4 protein-coding genes are annotated in these 16228 nt (G+C 73.0%); all 4 read right to left on the reverse strand.

The genetic code is table 11. The annotated features are described in order from the left end of the window. Positions 1-3: 3 nt before the first annotated feature. The 4 genes from LZG04_RS10420 to LZG04_RS10435 all read right to left on the reverse strand — a co-directional run bounded on the left by LZG04_RS10420 (position 4) and on the right by LZG04_RS10435 (position 16126). Positions 4-198 carry an MbtH family protein gene (locus LZG04_RS10420; protein WP_123742389.1) on the reverse strand — a complete coding sequence of 65 codons (195 nt, stop codon included), beginning with the start codon at positions 196-198 and terminating at the stop codon, positions 4-6. Further along, positions 195-13613: a non-ribosomal peptide synthetase gene (locus LZG04_RS10425; RefSeq protein ID WP_267935816.1), complete on the reverse strand. Its 13419-nt coding sequence runs from the start codon at positions 13611-13613 to the stop codon at positions 195-197. The genes LZG04_RS10420 and LZG04_RS10425 overlap by 4 nt, the downstream gene beginning before the upstream one ends. 90 nt (positions 13614-13703) lie before the next feature. Then, positions 13704-14714 (reverse strand): iron-siderophore ABC transporter substrate-binding protein, encoded by a 1011-nt coding sequence (locus tag LZG04_RS10430; protein WP_233815614.1) that lies wholly within the window; start codon positions 14712-14714, stop codon positions 13704-13706. 83 nt (positions 14715-14797) lie between these two features. Further along, positions 14798-16126 carry a lysine N(6)-hydroxylase/L-ornithine N(5)-oxygenase family protein gene (locus LZG04_RS10435; protein ID WP_233815615.1) on the reverse strand — a complete coding sequence of 443 codons (1329 nt, stop codon included), beginning with the start codon at positions 16124-16126 and terminating at the stop codon, positions 14798-14800. Between the last annotated feature and the right edge of the window lie 102 nt (positions 16127-16228).

Below are 16228 nucleotides of genomic sequence, written 5' to 3' on the forward strand. Positions count from 1 at the left end.
CGGTCAGCGCAGGGACAGCGGGCGCAGGTCGGTCCAGTGCTCCTCGACGTAGGCGACGCAGGCGTCGCGGGTGTCCGGGCCGAAGCGGGAGGTCCAGCCGGCCGGGATGTCGGCGAACGACGGCCACAGCGAGTGCTGGCCCTCGTCGTTGACCAGGACGTGGAAGCGGCCTTCGGGGTCTTCGAACGGGTTGGTCACGGCACGATCCTCCGGTCGGGGTCGGTCGTCGCGCGGTGCAGGTGGTGCAGCACGGCGTCGGCCAGGTGGTGGGCGGTGGTTGAGGTGAACGAATCGGTCGCGTAGACGAGGTAGCACGGCACCGGGCCGTCGTCCGGCGGTTCGTAGAAGCTGACGGTCAGCTCGGCGGGTGTCGTGCCGGTGGGGACGGCGACCAGTGACCCGGTGTCGCCCTCCAGCGCCGACAGCACCGCCTTCTCGTGGTGCACGATCATGACCTGCGGTTCGGCGGGCACCGGCACGTCGGCGTGCTCGAACGCGGCCAGGTCGGTGGACCGGATGCGGGCCAGCAGCTCGGTGTAGCTGGGCTCGCCCGCGGTGTCGGTGCGCAGCACGACCCGGTTGAAGAAGCAGCCGACCAGGTCGGCCAGCGCCTCCTCGGTCCGGCCGGCCACCATGGTGCCGATCGGCAGGTCCGTGCCGTACGGCGTCAGGGCCGCGGCGACGGCGGCCTGCACGACCATGAACATGCTGGTGTTGGTGCGGGCGGCCAGCCGGTCCACGGCCGCGTGCAGGTCCGCGGGCAGCTCGAACGCCACCACGTCGGCCCGGTGGCGGCCGGGTCGCCGTTCCCCCGTGCGGGGCAGCGCGATGTCCGGCAGGTCGCGCAGCGTGTCGCGCCAGAACGCACGCTGCTCCTCCCCCACCACCTCCAGGACTTCCAGCGACCACAACGCGTAGTCGGCGTAGGTCACCGGCAGCTCGGTCCACTGTGGAGCGTCACCGCGCCGCCGGGCCGCGTAGGCGTGCTGGAGGTCGCGGAACAGCGGCACGACCGACCACTCGTCCACGGCGAGGTAGCTCATGGTCAGCAGCAGCGCCTGCGCGCCGGACGCGTCCTCGAGCACCCGGGCGCGCACGGGCGGGCGGCCGGGCTCCGGGGGTTCGGCGGCGAACGCGGCCAGCGCCTCGTCCAGCACCGCCACCGGCTCCACCCGCAACGGCGGCACGGGCACGGCGCGCTGCACGCCGCCGTCCAGCACCGTGCGCAGCGGCTCGTGGCGGCGCACGACGTCGGCGTGCGCGGCGATCAGGGCCGGCACGTCGAACGGGGTCCGGGCGCGCAACGCCAGCGCGTGGTCCCAGCCGACCGGCCCCCGCTGCACGGGCGCGAGCGGCAGGTCCACCGGCCGGTCGAAGCGGCGCAGCCGCGGGCGGGCCGAGGTCGCGCCGGTCAGCCGACCGGCCAGCCCGGCGACGGTGGGCGAGTCGAACACGTCGCGCAACGCGATGTCGACGCCGAACACCGACCGGATCCGGCCGACCAGCCGCATGGACGCCATCGAGTGGCCGCCCAGTGCGAAGAAGTTGTCGTGGATGCCCGGTGACACCCCGAGGATCTCCGCGAACAGCTCGGCGATGGCCTTCTGCTCCGGCGTCACGGGCCGGTCGTCGCCGGTCAGCGCGGACCAGTCCGGCCGCGGCAGGGCGCGGCGGTCCAGCTTGCCGTTCGGGGTGAGCGGCAGCGGGCCGTCGAGGAAGAGCACCGTGGCCGGGACCATGTACTCGGGGAGCCGTTCGGCGACGAACGCCCGCAGGTCGTCCTCGGTCGAGCCGACCACGTACCCGACGAGCCTGGTCACGTCGCCCGTGCGGTCGGCGAGCACGGCCGCCTGCGCCACGTCCGGGTGCCGGGCCAGGGCGGCCTCGATCTCGCCCAGCTCGATCCGGAACCCCCGGATCTTGACCTGCGTGTCGACGCGGCCGAGGAAGTCGAGGTTGCCGTCGGCACGCCAGCGCGCCCGGTCGCCCGTGCGGTACATGCGCGCGCCGGGCGGCCCGAACGGTGACGCGACGAACCGGGACGCGGTCAGCGCGGCCTGCCCGATGTACCCGCGGGCCAGGCCGCGACCGGACACGTACAGCTCGCCGACCACGCCGGGCGGTACCGGCCGCAACCGGTCGTCCAGCACGTACACGGTGGTGTTGGGGTCGGGTACGCCGATCGGCACGGCCGTGTCCCATTCCGGCACCGCCTGCCACAGGGTCGAGTTGACCGTGGCCTCGGTGAGGCCGTAGGCGGCGAGCAGGTTGAGCCGACCGGCCCAGCGGCCGATCACGTCCGGCGGCACGGTCTCGGTGCCGACCAGGATGGTGGAGCCCTCGGGCAGCTCGCAGTCGGCGGGCAGCGCGGACACCAGCGACGGCGGCAGGATCATGTGCGTGATCCGCCGGTCGCGCAGGAAGTCGGTCAGCTCCGGACCGGCGACGCGCACCTCGTCGGGGGCGAACACCAGCCGCCCGCCCACGCACAGCGCCATGGTCAGCTCGAACACCGCCACGTCGAAGCCGACGGAGGCGAACTGGAGCACGCGGCTGTCCTCGGTGAGCCCCATCCGGTCGATCGCGGTGGCGGTGAGGCTGGCGATGCCCTCGTGCGGCACCACCACGCCCTTGGGCCGGCCGGTCGACCCGGAGGTGTAGATCACGTACATCGCCGAGTCCAGGGACAACGGCCCGCCGCGCACGGCGGTCGAGGGCTCGGCGGCCAGTTCTTCGCGTGCCGCGTCCGAGTCGAGGACCAGGACCTCGGCCACCTCCGGCACGGGGGCGGCCCGGGTGGTCACCACGAGCTTCGCGGCCGAGTCCTGGATCATGTACGCGATCCGGTCGGCCGGGTGGGACAGGTCCAGCGGCAGGTAGGCCGCGCCGAGCTTGAGCACCGCCAGCACGGTGGCGACCATGTCCGCCGACTTGGGCACCGCGATGCCCACCACCGACTCGTGGCCCACGCCGCGGGCCGCGAGCAGCCCGGCGATCCGGTCGGAGCGGGTGTCGAGCCAGGCGTAGCTGACGGAGCGGTGGCGGTCGACCACGGCGACGGCGTCCGGCTTCGCGGCCACGCACCGGGCGAACAGCGTCGTGAACGTCTCCTCCGGCACCTCGCGTTCGGTCCGGTTGAACTCGTCGACCACGCGTCGCCGCTCGTCGTCCGCCAGCAGGTCCACCGCGCTCACCGGCGCGGACGGCGCGGCCAGCACGGCGTCCACCAGCGCGGTCAGCCGGCCGCCGAGCCGTTCGGCGGTGACCCGGTCGAACAGGTCGGTCGCGTACTCCAGCCGGCACACCACCGGACCGTCGACCACCTCGGTGAAGCTGAACACCAGGTCGAACTTGGCGGTCGTGGTCTCGTGGCCCACCCACGTCACGGGCAGGCCGTCGAACGTCCCGGCGTCACCGCCGCGGCTGTGGTAGCCGACCATGACCTGGAACAGCGGGTTGCGCGCCGCCGACCGGGTGGGGTTGATCCGGTCCACCACCGCCTCGAACGGCACGTCCTGGTGCGAGAACGCGGCCAGCGACGTCTCCTTCACCCGCGCCACCAGCTCGGTGAAGCCCGGGTCGCCGGACAGGTCGGCCCGCAGCACCAGCGTGTTGACGAAGAACCCGACCAGGTCGTCCAACGCCTCGTCGGTGCGCCCCGCGATCGGCGCGCCCAGCGGGATGTCGTCGCCCGCGCCCAACCGGCCCAGCAGCGCGGCCACGGCGGCTTGCAGCACCATGAACATCGACGCGCCGGACGCCTGCGCCAACGCCCGCAGCCCGTCGGCCTGCTCGGCGGAGAACGCCACCTCCACGTCCGAGCCGCGGAACGTCGGCCGTCCGGGGCGCGGCCGGTCGACGGGCAGCTCCAGCTCCTCCGGCGCGCCGGCCAGCGCCCGCGCCCAGAAGTCCAGCTGCTCCTCGCCCACGACTTCCAGCACGTCCCGCTGCCACACCGTGTAGTCGGCGTACTGCACGGGCAGCGGCTGCCACCCCGGGGCCGCGCCGTCGCGTCGGGCCCGGTACGCGGTGGCCAGGTCGCGCAGGAACGGCCGGTCCGACCACTCGTCGGTGGTGATGTGGTGCAGCAGGATGACGATCAGGTGCTCGTCGGGGGCCAAGGACGCGACCGTCACCCGCAACGGCAGCTCGACGCGCAGGTCGAACGGCCGCCGCACCTCGTCGCGCACGATGCCGGCGACCTCGTCCTCCTCCGCCGAGCGCACGACCACCACGGGCGTGACGTCGTGCAGGACCCGCTGGAACGGCGTGCCCTCGTGCTCGCCGAAGACCGTCCGCAGCGCCTCGTGCCGGTCGACCACGTCACCGACGGCCGCGGTGAACGCGGTGACGTCGAGCGGGCCGTGCAGCGTGAACACCAGCGGGAAGTTGTACGCCGCGGACGTGCCCTCCATCTGCTGGATCAGCCACAACCGCTGCTGCGCCGACGACAGGGGCAGCTCGTCGGGCCGCGGCACGGGACGCAGCGGCGGCCGGGCCGGGCCGCCGCCGGCGCGTGCGGCCAGTTCGGCGACCGTGGGCGCGTCGAACAGGTCGCGGATGGCCAGCTCCACGCCCAGCGCCGACCGGGCCCGGCTGATCAGGCGGGTGGCGAGCAGGGAGTGGCCGCCGAGGTCGAAGAAGTTGTCGTCCACGCCCACCGACGGCACGCCCAGCACGTCGGCGAACAGCCCGCACAGCACCTCCTCCGCGCGGGTGGAGGCGGCACGCGACGACGTCGCGCCCGTGACCACCGGTTTGGGCAGGGCCCGCACGTCCAGCTTGCCGTTCACGGTCAGCGGCAACGCGTCCACCGGCACGATCGCGGCGGGCACCATGTAATCGGGAAGGCTGCGCTTCAGGTTTTCCCGCAGCGGTGCAGTTTCGACCGAAGCCACGACATAACCGACGAGCCGCTTCACGCCACCGGGACCGGCGTCGACCACGACCGCCGCGTGCGTGACACCGGGCTGGGCGGCCAGCGCGGCCTCCACCTCGCCCAGCTCGACCCGGTAGCCGCGGATCTTGACCTGGTCGTCGGTGCGGCCGAGGAAGTCGAGGTTGCCATCCGGCCGCGCCCGCACCAGGTCACCCGTGCGGTACATGCGGGTGCCGGGCGGGCCGTACGGGTCGGCCACGAACCGCTGCGCGGTCAGCCCGAACCGGTCGTGGTAGCCGCGGGCCAGGCCGACGCCCGCGATGTACAGCTCGCCGGGCGCGCCGGGCGGCACCGGCCGCAGGTGCGCGTCCAGCACGTACGCGCGGGTGTTCCAGATCGCCTTGCCGACGGTCGCCGTTTCGCTGTCCTCAGTGGACGCCCCAAGCGTGTTGATCGTGTACTCGGTGGGCCCGTACAGGTTGTAGCCGTACGTGCCGGGCGTGTCCCGCAGCCGCTGCCACACCGACTCCGGCACGGCCTCGCCACCGAGCAGCACCAGGGCGGGCACGTGCCCCTCCAGCAGGCCCTCCTCGATCAGCAGCTGGGCGTAGGTCGGCGTCACGTTGACCACGTCGACCAGGTGCTCGTCGCAGTACGCCACCAGGGCTGCCGCGTCGCGGCGCAGCTCCTCGTCGCACACGTGCACCTCGTGGCCCTCGACCAGCCACAGCAGCTCTTCCCACGACATGTCGAACGCGAACGACACGGTGTGCGCGATGCGCAGCCGCCGACCGCCGGCCGCCGCGATGGCGGGCGCGAAGATCGCCTGCCGGTGGTTGAGCTGCATGTTGGTCAGGCCGCGGTAGGGCGTGACGACACCCTTCGGGCGGCCCGTCGAGCCGGACGTGTAGATCACGTACGCCGGGTGGTCCAGCGAGAACCTCGGCCACTCGACGATTTCCGGCACGCCGGTGAGGTCCAACTCGTCCACGTGCAGCGCGTCCGGCACCAGGCCGACGGCCGCGGTGGACAGCACGCACAGCGGCTCGGTGTCCTCGATCATCATCAGCAGCCGGTCGGCCGGGTGGTCGAGGTCCAGCGGCAGGTACGCGGCCCCGGTGCGCAGCACCGCGAACAGCGCCACCACCATCTCGATCGTGCGCGGCAACGCCAGCGCGACGACCCGCTCGGGCCCCGCGCCCCGGCTGATCAGCACCCGGGCCAGGGTGTCGATCCGGTCCTGCAGCTCGGCGTAGGTCAGCCGCCGGTCGCCGAACACGAGCGCGGTCACGTCCGGGGTCTCGCGCGCCCGGGCGGCGAGCAGGTCGGCGATCGTGTCCTCGACCAGCGGGTTGGCGCCGGCGTCCCACTCGGCTTCGAGGGCGTGCCGTTCGTGGTCGGGCAGCACGTCGATCGTGCCGACCGGCGCGTCCGGGGAGTCGACCAGGCGGCGCAGCACGGTGGTGTAGCGGGTGAGCAGCGCTTCGGCGGCGTCGGCGGCGAAGGTGTCGGGCCGGGACGCCAGGGTCACGCGGGTGCGCGCGCCGGGCGTGATGATGAGGGTCAGCGGGAAGTGCGTGCCGTCCACGTTGGACACGTCGAGCACGCCGTGCCGTGACGCCAGCTCGTCCTGCCGGTCGTCGCCGTCACCGGTGCGCAGCACGAACAGCGTGTCGAACAGCTGCCGGTGCCCGGCCTCCCGCTGGATCTCGCCCAGGCCGACGTGCTCGTAGGACATGAGCGCGGTCCGCTCGGCCTGGATGCGCCGCAGCAGCTCCAGCACGGTCTCGCGGGGGTTCAGCGCGACGCGGGTGGGGATGGTGTTGAGGAACATGCCGATGACGTGCTCGACGCCGTCGACCTCGACCGGGCGGCCCGCGACGGCGGTGCCGAACACCACGTCGTCGCGGCCGACCTGGCTCGCCAGCACCATCGCCCACGCGGCGTTGAACACGGCGTTGGCGGTCAGGCCGTGCTGCCGGGCCCGCGCCCGGATGCGGTCGGTCAGCTCCTCGGTCAGCTCCTGGTGGAACTCGGCCGGGATGACCGGCTCGCGGGACCGGTCCACGGGCGCGACCAGGGTCGGCTCGCGCAGGCCGGACAGCGCGGTCCGCCACGCCCGCAGCGCGGCGTCGTGGTCCTGCCGCGCCAGCCAGGCCAGGTAGTCGCGGTAGGAGCCGGGCGGCGGCAGCACGGCGTCCGGGTCGCGGTAGAGCTCCAGCAACTGCTCCAGGAACAGCCACGCCGACCAGCCGTCCCACAGGATCAGGTGGTGGGTGATGACGAGCCGGTCGCGGCCGTCGGGCAGCCGCAGCACCAGGAACCGGCACAGCGGCGGCACGGCCAGGTCGAACCGCTCGCGCCGGTCGGCGGCCAGCAGCTCGGGCACGTCGGCGTCGTCGGCGTCGACCACGCGCAGCGGGATCTCCAGGCCGGGCGCGATGAACTGCACCGGGGAGGGCACGCCGTCGCTGGTGAACCCGGCGCGCAGGCTCGGGTTGCGGGCCAGGAGCGAGGCGCCCGCGCGGCGCAGCCGGTCGACGTCGAGCCGGCCCGCGAAGTCCATCGTCTCCTGGGACAGGTAGACGTCCAGCGCACCGGTGTCGTAGCTGGAGTGAAAGTACAGGCCCTCCTGCAACGGCGACAGCGGCCACACGTCCTCCGCCTCGGGCAGGGCGGCGCGCTGCTCGTCGGTCAGCACGAGCAGCGGTGCGTCGGCGGCGGTGTCGACGGCGGTGTCGACGGCGGCGAGCGCGGCCACCGTGCGGTGCTCGAACACGTCACGGGGGCTGATCCCGATGCCGAGCCGGCGGGCCCGGCTGGACACCGCGATGGACGTGATGCTGTCGCCGCCGAGGGTGAAGAAGTCGTCGTCCACGCCCGGCTCGGCCAGGCCGAGGACGTCGGCGAACACCTCGCACAGCAGCCGTTCCCGGTCGGTGCGCGGGGCACGCCGTTCGGCCTTGGCGAGCGTCGGCGCGGGCAGCGCGTTCTGGTCGAGCTTGCCGCTGGGGGTGAGCGGGAGGTCGGGCAGCGCCACGACCGCGTGCGGGACCATCGCGGCGGGCAGGGCGTCGGCGATGCCGGCCCGCACCGCGTCGAGGTCGACGTCGGCCGGCGTCACGTACGCCAGCAGTTGCCCGTCGCGGGCGATGACCGCGGCCCGGGCCACGCCGGGCAGCTTGACCAGCGCCGACTCGACCTCGCCCAGCTCGATCCGGTTGCCGCGCACCTTGACCTGGCGGTCGGTGCGGCCGAGGTAGACCAGCACGCCGTCGCGGCGGCGCACGACCAGGTCGCCGGTGCGGTACATGCGTTCGCCGGGCTCGCCGAACGGGTTCGCGACGAACCGCTCGGCCGTGAGCGCGCGCCGGCCGTGGTAGCCGAGGGCGAGCTGGACGCCCGCCAGGTACAGCTCGCCCGGCACGCCGGCCGGCACGGGCCGCAGGAACGGGTCGAGCACGTGCAGCCGGGTGTTCCAGACCGGGCGGCCGATCGGCACGGCCGGGTCGGGCGCGCCGTCGTACTCGAAGTGCGTGACGTCGACGGCGGCTTCGGTGGGGCCGTAGAGGTTGTGCAGCGGCACGGCCGTGAGCGCGCGCCACCGGGCGGCCACGTCGCCGGTCAGCGCCTCGCCGCTGCTGAACGCGCGGCGCAGGCTCGCCGACCACGTCGCGTCCTCGTGCACCTCGGGCACGGTCAGGAACGCGGCCAGCATCGACGGCACGAAGTGCAGGGTGGTGATCCGCTCGCGGCGGACGAGGTCGGCCAGGTAGGCGGGGTCGCGGTGGCCGTCCGGCTTGGCCAGCACGACCGCCGCGCCCTCGCACAGGGCCCAGAAGAACTCCCACACCGACACGTCGAAGCTGGAGGGCGTCTTCTGCAGCACGCGGTCGTCGGCGGACAGGCGGTACTCGTGCTGCATCCACGCGAGCCGGTTGACGATGGCGCGGTGCGTGACGACGACGCCCTTGGGCCGCCCGGTCGAGCCGGAGGTGTAGATGAGGTAGGCGGGCTGGTCGGGGTGCGGGGCGGGCAGTTCCCCCCGGGGTGCTCCGGTGTCGGCGCAGTCCTCGGGTCGGACGACGGTGGTCGCCCCGGAGTCCGCCAGCATGAACTCGACCCGGTCGGCCGGGTAGTCGAGGTCCAGCGGCAGGTAGGCGGCACCGGCCTTGAGCACGCCCAGCAGGGCCACCATCAGCTCGGCCGACCGGGGCACGGCGACCGCGACGACGGCGTGGCCGCGCAGCTTGTGCGCCAGCGCGGTGGAGCGCCGGTCGAGTTCGGCGTAGGTGAGGGTGACGTCGTCGTACACGACCGCCGTGGCGTCCGGGGTGCGGGCGGTCTGGTCGGCGATCCGGCTGACCAGCGTGCCTTCGGCGACCTCGGCGGTGGTCGCGTTGAGGCGCGCGAGCCACTCGGCTTCGGCGTCCGAGACCAGGTCGAGGCTCGCGACGGTCCGGTCGGGGGTGGTGGTGAACGCGGACAGCAGCCGGACCAGCCGGTCGGCGAGGGCGGCGACCTCGGCGTCGGGGAGGCGGTGCTTGAGGCGCAGCTCGACGCGGTCGCCGGGCAGGGCGATCAGGGCCAGGGGGTAGTGCACCTGGTCGCGGATCTCGACGTCGTCGACCAGGTCGGGGAAGTTCTCGACCACGACGAGGGTGTCGAACAGCTCGCCGTGCCCGGTGACGCGCTGGATCTCGGCGAGCCCGAGGTGCTGGTGGTCCAACAGCCGCGCCTGCTCACCCTGCAACCGCTCGAAGACGGCCGCGAGACCGTCACCCCCACGCCACCGCTGCCGGACCGGGACGGTGTTGATGAACAACCCGACCGCGTTCTCGATGCCGGGTACCTCCGCCGGCCGCCCGGCCACGGTGGTGCCGTAGACGACGTCGGCGCGCCCGGTGAGGCCACCGAGGAGCAGGCCCCACGCCCCGTGCAGGACGGTGCTGAGCGTGAGTCCCCTCCGCCGCGCCTCACCGACCAGGGCGGCGCTCAACTCGGCGGACAACCTGACCCGGTGCTGCCCGTGCCTCGCCGACACCTCGCCCCACGGCGCTGCCGCGCGCGGGATCGCTTCGCCGGCCACCGACACCACTTCGCCGGTGGCGGCCAACGGCGCTGCGTCGGCGTCGACCAACGACACCGCCGCACCGGCCGCCGGCCCGGCCGGCATTGCTTCGCCGGCGTCCCCTCCCAGGGGACCCCTGCTTTCATTCTGCCGGCCGGCACCGACGATTCCGGTCGGGGCGAGGGTGGTTGTGGACAACCCGACGATCTTCGTCGGTTCGTCCACATCGGACAGGGCGGCGCGCCAGGCGGCGTGGGCCGCGTCCCGGTCACGGCTCGCCAGCCACGCGAAGTAGCGCCGGTGGTCGACCGGCGGGATCCGGCCGCCGAGCAGCTCGCGCCGCAGCAGCCCCACCGACCAGCCGTCCAGCAGGATGTGGTGCAGGGTCAGCACCAGGCGGTCGCCGTGGCGGGCCGCACGCATCAGCGGCGGGTGGGCCAGGTCGAACGGTTCGGCGCGTTCGGCGGCCAGCACGGCCTCGACGTCGTCGTCGGCCGGGTACTCGCGCCACGGCAGCGACACCGACTCCGCGATCACCTGCTCCACGCGGCCGCGCTCGGTCTGGCGGAAACCCGCCCGCAGCAACGGGTGCCGGTCCAGCAGGCCCTGCACCGCGTCCCGGTCCACGTCGAGGCTCAGCACCTCCTGCACCACGTACGAGTCGTCCGCGTCGTACTGCGCGTGGAAGAAGAACCCTTCCTGCAACGGTGACGCGGGCAGCACGTCCGACGAGAACCCGTCGAGCGAGACCTCCGCGCCGACCGCGCGGGCCACCCGAGCCAGCGCCGCCACGGTCCGGTGCTCGAACACCTCACGCGGGGTGAATTCCAGCCCCGCCGCACGGGCCCGCGACACCAGCTGCATCGTGACGATGCTGTCGCCGCCCAGCTCGAAGAAGTTGTCGTGGATGCCGGGCGTGAGCCCCAGCACGGCCTCGACCAGCCCCACCAACGTCCGCTCGACCGGGTTGGTGGCCGGCGCGTCACCGGCCGGCGCGGTCCAGTCCGGTTCCGGCAGCGCCGCCCGGTCCAGCTTGCCGTTCGGGGTCAGCGGCAGCGGCCCGGCCACCGGCACCACCACCGACGGCACCATGTACTCCGGCAGCAGCCCGGCGACGTGCTCGCGCGCGTCCACCGGCGAAGCCGACCCGACCACGTAGGCGACGAGCCGCTTGACCCGCCGGTGGTCCTCCCGCACCAGCACGGCGGCCTGCGCGATCGCCGGGTGCGCCATGAGGACGCTCTCCACCTCGCCCGGCTCGATCCGGAACCCGCGGATCTTCACCTGGCCGTCCGCCCGGCCCAGGAAGTCGATGCCGCCGTCCGCCCGCCACCGCGCCCGGTCGCCCGTCCGGTACATCCGTTCGCCGGGCCCGGCGAACGGGTCGGCCACGAACCGGGACGCGGTCAGCGCCGGCTGCCCCCGGTAGCCGCGCGCGAGCCCTCGCCCGCCGACGTACAGCTCGCCCTCCACGCCCACCGGCACGGGCCGCAGCGCCGTGTCGAGGATGTAGCAGCGGGTGTTCGGGTCCGGCACGCCGATCGGCACCGGCCCGGTCCAGTCCGGTTCGGCGGGCCACAACGTCGAGTTGACCGTGGCCTCGGTGAGGCCGTACGCGGCGACGACCCGCAAGCGCTTGGCCCACCGGGCGATCAGCTCGGTCGGCACGGTCTCGGTGCCCACGATCAACACCGCGCCCTCGGGCAGCTCGCAGTCCGGCGGCAACGCCGCGACCAGCGACGGCGGCAGGATCATGTGCGTGGCGCCGTGCGCGGCGATGTAGGAGGTCAGCTCCGGGCCCGCGACGCGGCGGTGCGACGGCACGACGATCGCCCGCCCGCCGACGCCCAGGGACATGCACAGGTCCCACACGGCCACGTCGAACCCGACGGACGCGAACTGCACGACCCGGCTGTCGGGCGTGATCCCGATCCGGTCCACCGCGGTCGCGATGAGGCTGCCGATGCCCTCGTGCGTGACCACGACGCCCTTGGGCCGCCCGGTCGAGCCGGACGTGTAGATCACGTACGCGGCCTGGTCCAGCGCGATGTCCAGGCCCAGGTCCGAGCCGTCGGCGGGCAGCTCGAACCGCGTGTCCGGCGTGACGACGAGCTTCGCGCCCGCGTCGGCGACCATGTAGTCGACGCGGTCGCGCGGGTGGTCGAGGTCCAGCGGCAGGTAGGCCGCGCCCGCCTTCATCACCGCGAGCAGCGTGACGACCAGGTCGACCGAGCGGGGCAGCGCCACGCCGACGACGTCCTCCGGCCCTACGCCCGACGCGACCAGCGCGCGGGCCAGCCGGTTCGCGGCGGTGTTCAGCTCGGCGTAGGTCAGCGACACGTCCTCGCACACCACCGCCACGGCGTCCGGGCGCAGCGCGGCCTGGCGCTCGACCGCGCCCGGCCACGTCACCTCGTCCACCTCGCGCGGCGACGTGCCGAGGTCGAGCAACCGTGCCCGTTCGGCGTCGTCGACGAGGTCGATCGACGCCACCGGGCGGTCGGGGTCGGCGTCGAGCACGCGCAGGAAGCGGCGTTGGTGCTCGGCCAGCTCCTCGGGCGTGCACACGGCGGCGTTCGCCTCGAACGTCACGACCAGCCTGCCGTCGGCGCGCTGGAGGAACGACGTGGTGAGGTCGTTGACCGGGCCCAGCGACAGCATGTGGAACGCGGGGTCGAGCCCGGTGAACCCCATCTCCTTGCCGAAGCCCAGGTAGTTGACCGTCGGCCCGACCAGCTCGGGGATGCCGTCGCGCAGGCCGAGCTCGCGGGCCAGGTCCTCGCCGCGGTAGGCGCTGTGCGGGATCACCTCGCGGATCTCGCGGTCGACCTCGGCGATCAGCCCGGTGATGGTGCTGTCCGGCCGCACGGTGACGCGCAGCGGCAGCACGGTGGACGCCATGCCGGGCGTGACGCGGCTGACCGCGTCCCGCCGACCGGTCACCGGCATGGCCAGCACGATGTCCGACGCGCCGGTCACGCGGTGGGTGTAGGTGGCGACGGCGGCGATGACCTGCCGTGACGTCAACGGGTTCGGCAGCTCGACGGTGCGGCGCACGACCTCGCGCACCTGCCCGGAGGCCCGCGGCACGAGCCGCACCGGCTCGGGGTGGTCGGCCATCCTCGCGTGCCAGAACGCCCGGTCGGCTTCCCGCGCGGGCGACTCGCGGTAGGCGACGTCGGCGTCGACCAGCGCCCGCACCGGCTTCGGTCGCGGCTCGGTGGAACCCTCGTACAGCTCGCCCGCCCGCCGGGTGATGAGCACGCAGGCGTAGGCGTCGACCACGAGGTGGTGGTAGCGCTGGTACCAGAGCACGTGGTCGTCGGCGATGCGCAGCAGCGCGTGGTGGAACAGCGGGCCGTTCGCGATGTCGGTCAACCGGGCCAGGTCGTCCTCCATCCACGCCCGCGCCTCGGCGACCGAGTCGAACGACAGCAGCGTGACGTCGGTGGTCGGCGGGACCGGGATCTGGCCCTCGTCGGTGAAGCGGACGTGCAGCGCGCCGGTCTCGCCGACCACCTGCCGCACGGCCGCCACCAGCCGTTCGTGGTCGACCGGTCCGCGCAGCTCCAGGTACCACCCGACGTTGTAGACGGGGTTGTCGGGCTCGAGCCGCTGTGCCAACCAGACACCCGTCTGAGCACCGGTCAAGGGCAGCGCCATGGTCAACCTTCCCGTTCCTTCCCGACTTCCCCGCACACACACCGCGGGTGGGGATGCGCGACGGCACCCCCACCCGCGGTGGACCGCCGACTAGTTCTTGATCGCCTCGAGCAGCGGCACGACCTGCTCGATGCCGTAGGGCACGCTCAGGACCGTGTTGAACGACATGGCCGCGCCGATCGGCGGGTCCATGTAGGTGAGGAACAGGTCGCGCTTCTCGGTGACGACCTTCAGCCGCTGGTAGGCGGGCACGGACTTGACCCGCTCCCACGCGCTCTGGTCGAACATGAGCCACACCAGGCGGTCGGCGTCGAGCAGGTCGAAGCGCTCCTCGCTGAACTCGGCCACGTTCATCTGGCCGGCGAGCTTGCCGATCTCGTCGACGAGGGTGAAGCCCAGCTCCTTCATGAAGATGGCCTTCGGGTCGGTCGGCGCGAACGCGGAGTACTGGCCGGGCTTGAAGCTGTCGGCCACCACCATCGTCTTGCCGGACCACTCGGGGTGCGCGGCCTTGGCGTCGGCGAACCGCTTGGCCACGCCGTCGATCAGCGCCTGCGCCTCCTTCTCCTTGCCCAGCGCCTTGCCGATGTGCAGGGTCTGGTCCTGCCAGGGCGCGGCGTAGTCGGGGAACGCCTTGGGCTGCGCGACCACGGGCGCGATCTTGGACAGCGTGTCGTACTGCTCCTGCTTCATGCCGGAGTAGACCGCGAGGATCAGGTCGGGCTTGAGCGCGGCGACCTTCTCCAGGTTGTACTCGTCGCGCTCGCCGACGATCTCCGGCTGGGTGTCGCCCCAGAGTTCCTTGGTCCACGGCCAGTTGCCGAACGGCCGCTCCTTGAACCAGTCCACGACGCCGACCGGCTTGACGCCCAGGGCCAGCACCGGCTCCTGGTCGGACAGGCCGAGCGTGACGACCTTCTTCGGCTCGCTCTTGATCTCGGTGGTGCCGTACTTGTGCTCGACCGAGACGGGGAACGCGCCGGTGGAGGCCGGGTTGGTCGGGCTCGTCCCGCCGGAGCCGGCGTTGCCGCCGCCCCCGCAGGCGGCCAGCGCCAGCGCCGCGGCCGAGACGACCGCGACCAGCTTGAACTTCGTGGACATCAGGGTTTCCCTTTCAGCAGGCGCGGCGGCGCGCGCCGTGACACCAGGTTAGGTTTGCATAACCTAACAAACTGCGAGGAGTTTCAGCTCACCCGTGAGACGCTGATCGCGTACTCGGGCTGCGAGGGCACCACCGAGGTGCGGCGGTCGAGCACGGACTGGAGGATCTCCCCCACCCGCACGGAGGTGTTGGACAGCAACGACGACGAGATGCCGTGCGTGTGCTCGGTGCCGCCCTGGAGGTACAGGCCGGCCAGCAGGTCGTCGTCGGTGTGCAGGCGGTAGTCGCGGCCGACGCTGAGCCTGCCGTGCGCGTCACGGGCGCAGCGCCCGGCCAGCTCGCCGAGCACCGCGGTCGGGTCGGCCTCCCGGTACCCCGTGGCGTAGACGATCGCGTCGGCGTCGAGCACCTCGTGCAGGCCGGTGGCCAGCGACTCGACGGTGACCGTCACGCCGTCCCCGCGGTCGTCCAGCTCGGCCACGCGGGAGAGGTTGAGCAGCCGCAACCGCTGCCGCCCCACCACCTTCTCCCGGTACACCCGCCGGTACAGCTCGGCGATCAGCTCGTTGTCGACCACCGCGTAGTTGGTGTTGCCGTGGTAGTCCATGAGCTTGCGCTTGACCGGCTCGGGCGCGGCGAAGTAGTCGTCCACGGCGGCGGGGTCGAAGATCCGGTTGGCGAACGAGCTGTCGTCGGCGGGGCTGTAGCCGTAGCGGGCGAACACCGCGCACACCTCGGCGGACGGGAACCGCTCGTGCAGGAACGCGGTGACCTCCGCGCCGCTCTGCCCGGCCCCGATCACGACGAGCCGGCGCGGGTCGGTCAGCGACTCGACGCGGTGCAGGAAGTCCCGGTTGTGCCAGACCCGCTCGGACGGCCGCACGCCGTCGGGCAGCGCCGGGCGCAGGCCGGTGGCCAGCACCAGGTTGCGGGCGCGACGCACCTCGACCTCACCCGCCGACGTGCGCGAGACGACGTCGAAGTGCGTGATCACGCCGTCCTCGGCCACCGGGCGGACGTCCACCACGTCCTGGTCGTAGGACACCAGGTCGTCCACGCGGTCGGCGGCCCACTCGAAGTAGTCGTGGAACTCGACCCGCAGCGGGAACAGGTTCTTGTGGTTGATGAAGTCGACCAGCCGGCCCTTGCCGTGCAGGTAGCTCAGGAAGGTGAAGGTGCTGTTGGGGTTGCGCAGCGTCACCAGGTCCTTGAGGAACGACACCTGCATGGTGGCGTCCTCGATCAGCATCCCGCGGTGCCAGCCGAACCGCGGCTGCCGTTCCAGGAAGTGGGCGGTCACCACGTCTTCGGCGCGCGCGGCGGCGTTGTGCTCGGTCACGGCGATCGCGAGGGCCAGGTTGGACGGCCCGAACCCGACGCCGAGGACGTCGAAGACCGGTGGCTGTGGCATGGCTGTCCCATCGATGCGACTGAGGATGATCGAACTTTGGTTACCCTAACCTAAGTCGATCGTTCGCGGGAGTGATCCAGCCCTCTTCTGTGATTAGGCTAG

The sequence above is a fragment of the Saccharothrix sp. S26 genome (assembly GCF_021390395.1).
Classification (GTDB): Bacteria; Actinomycetota; Actinomycetes; order Mycobacteriales; family Pseudonocardiaceae; genus Actinosynnema.

Excerpts from the sequence above, each read along its gene's own strand:
- LZG04_RS10425 (WP_267935816.1), bottom strand. The coding sequence starts at position 13,613 with ATGGCGCTGCCCTTGACCGGTGCTCAGACGGGTGTCTGGTTGGCACAG.
- LZG04_RS10430 (WP_233815614.1), bottom strand. The coding sequence starts at position 14,714 with ATGTCCACGAAGTTCAAGCTGGTCGCGGTCGTCTCGGCCGCGGCGCTG.
- LZG04_RS10435 (WP_233815615.1), bottom strand. The coding sequence starts at position 16,126 with ATGCCACAGCCACCGGTCTTCGACGTCCTCGGCGTCGGGTTCGGGCCG.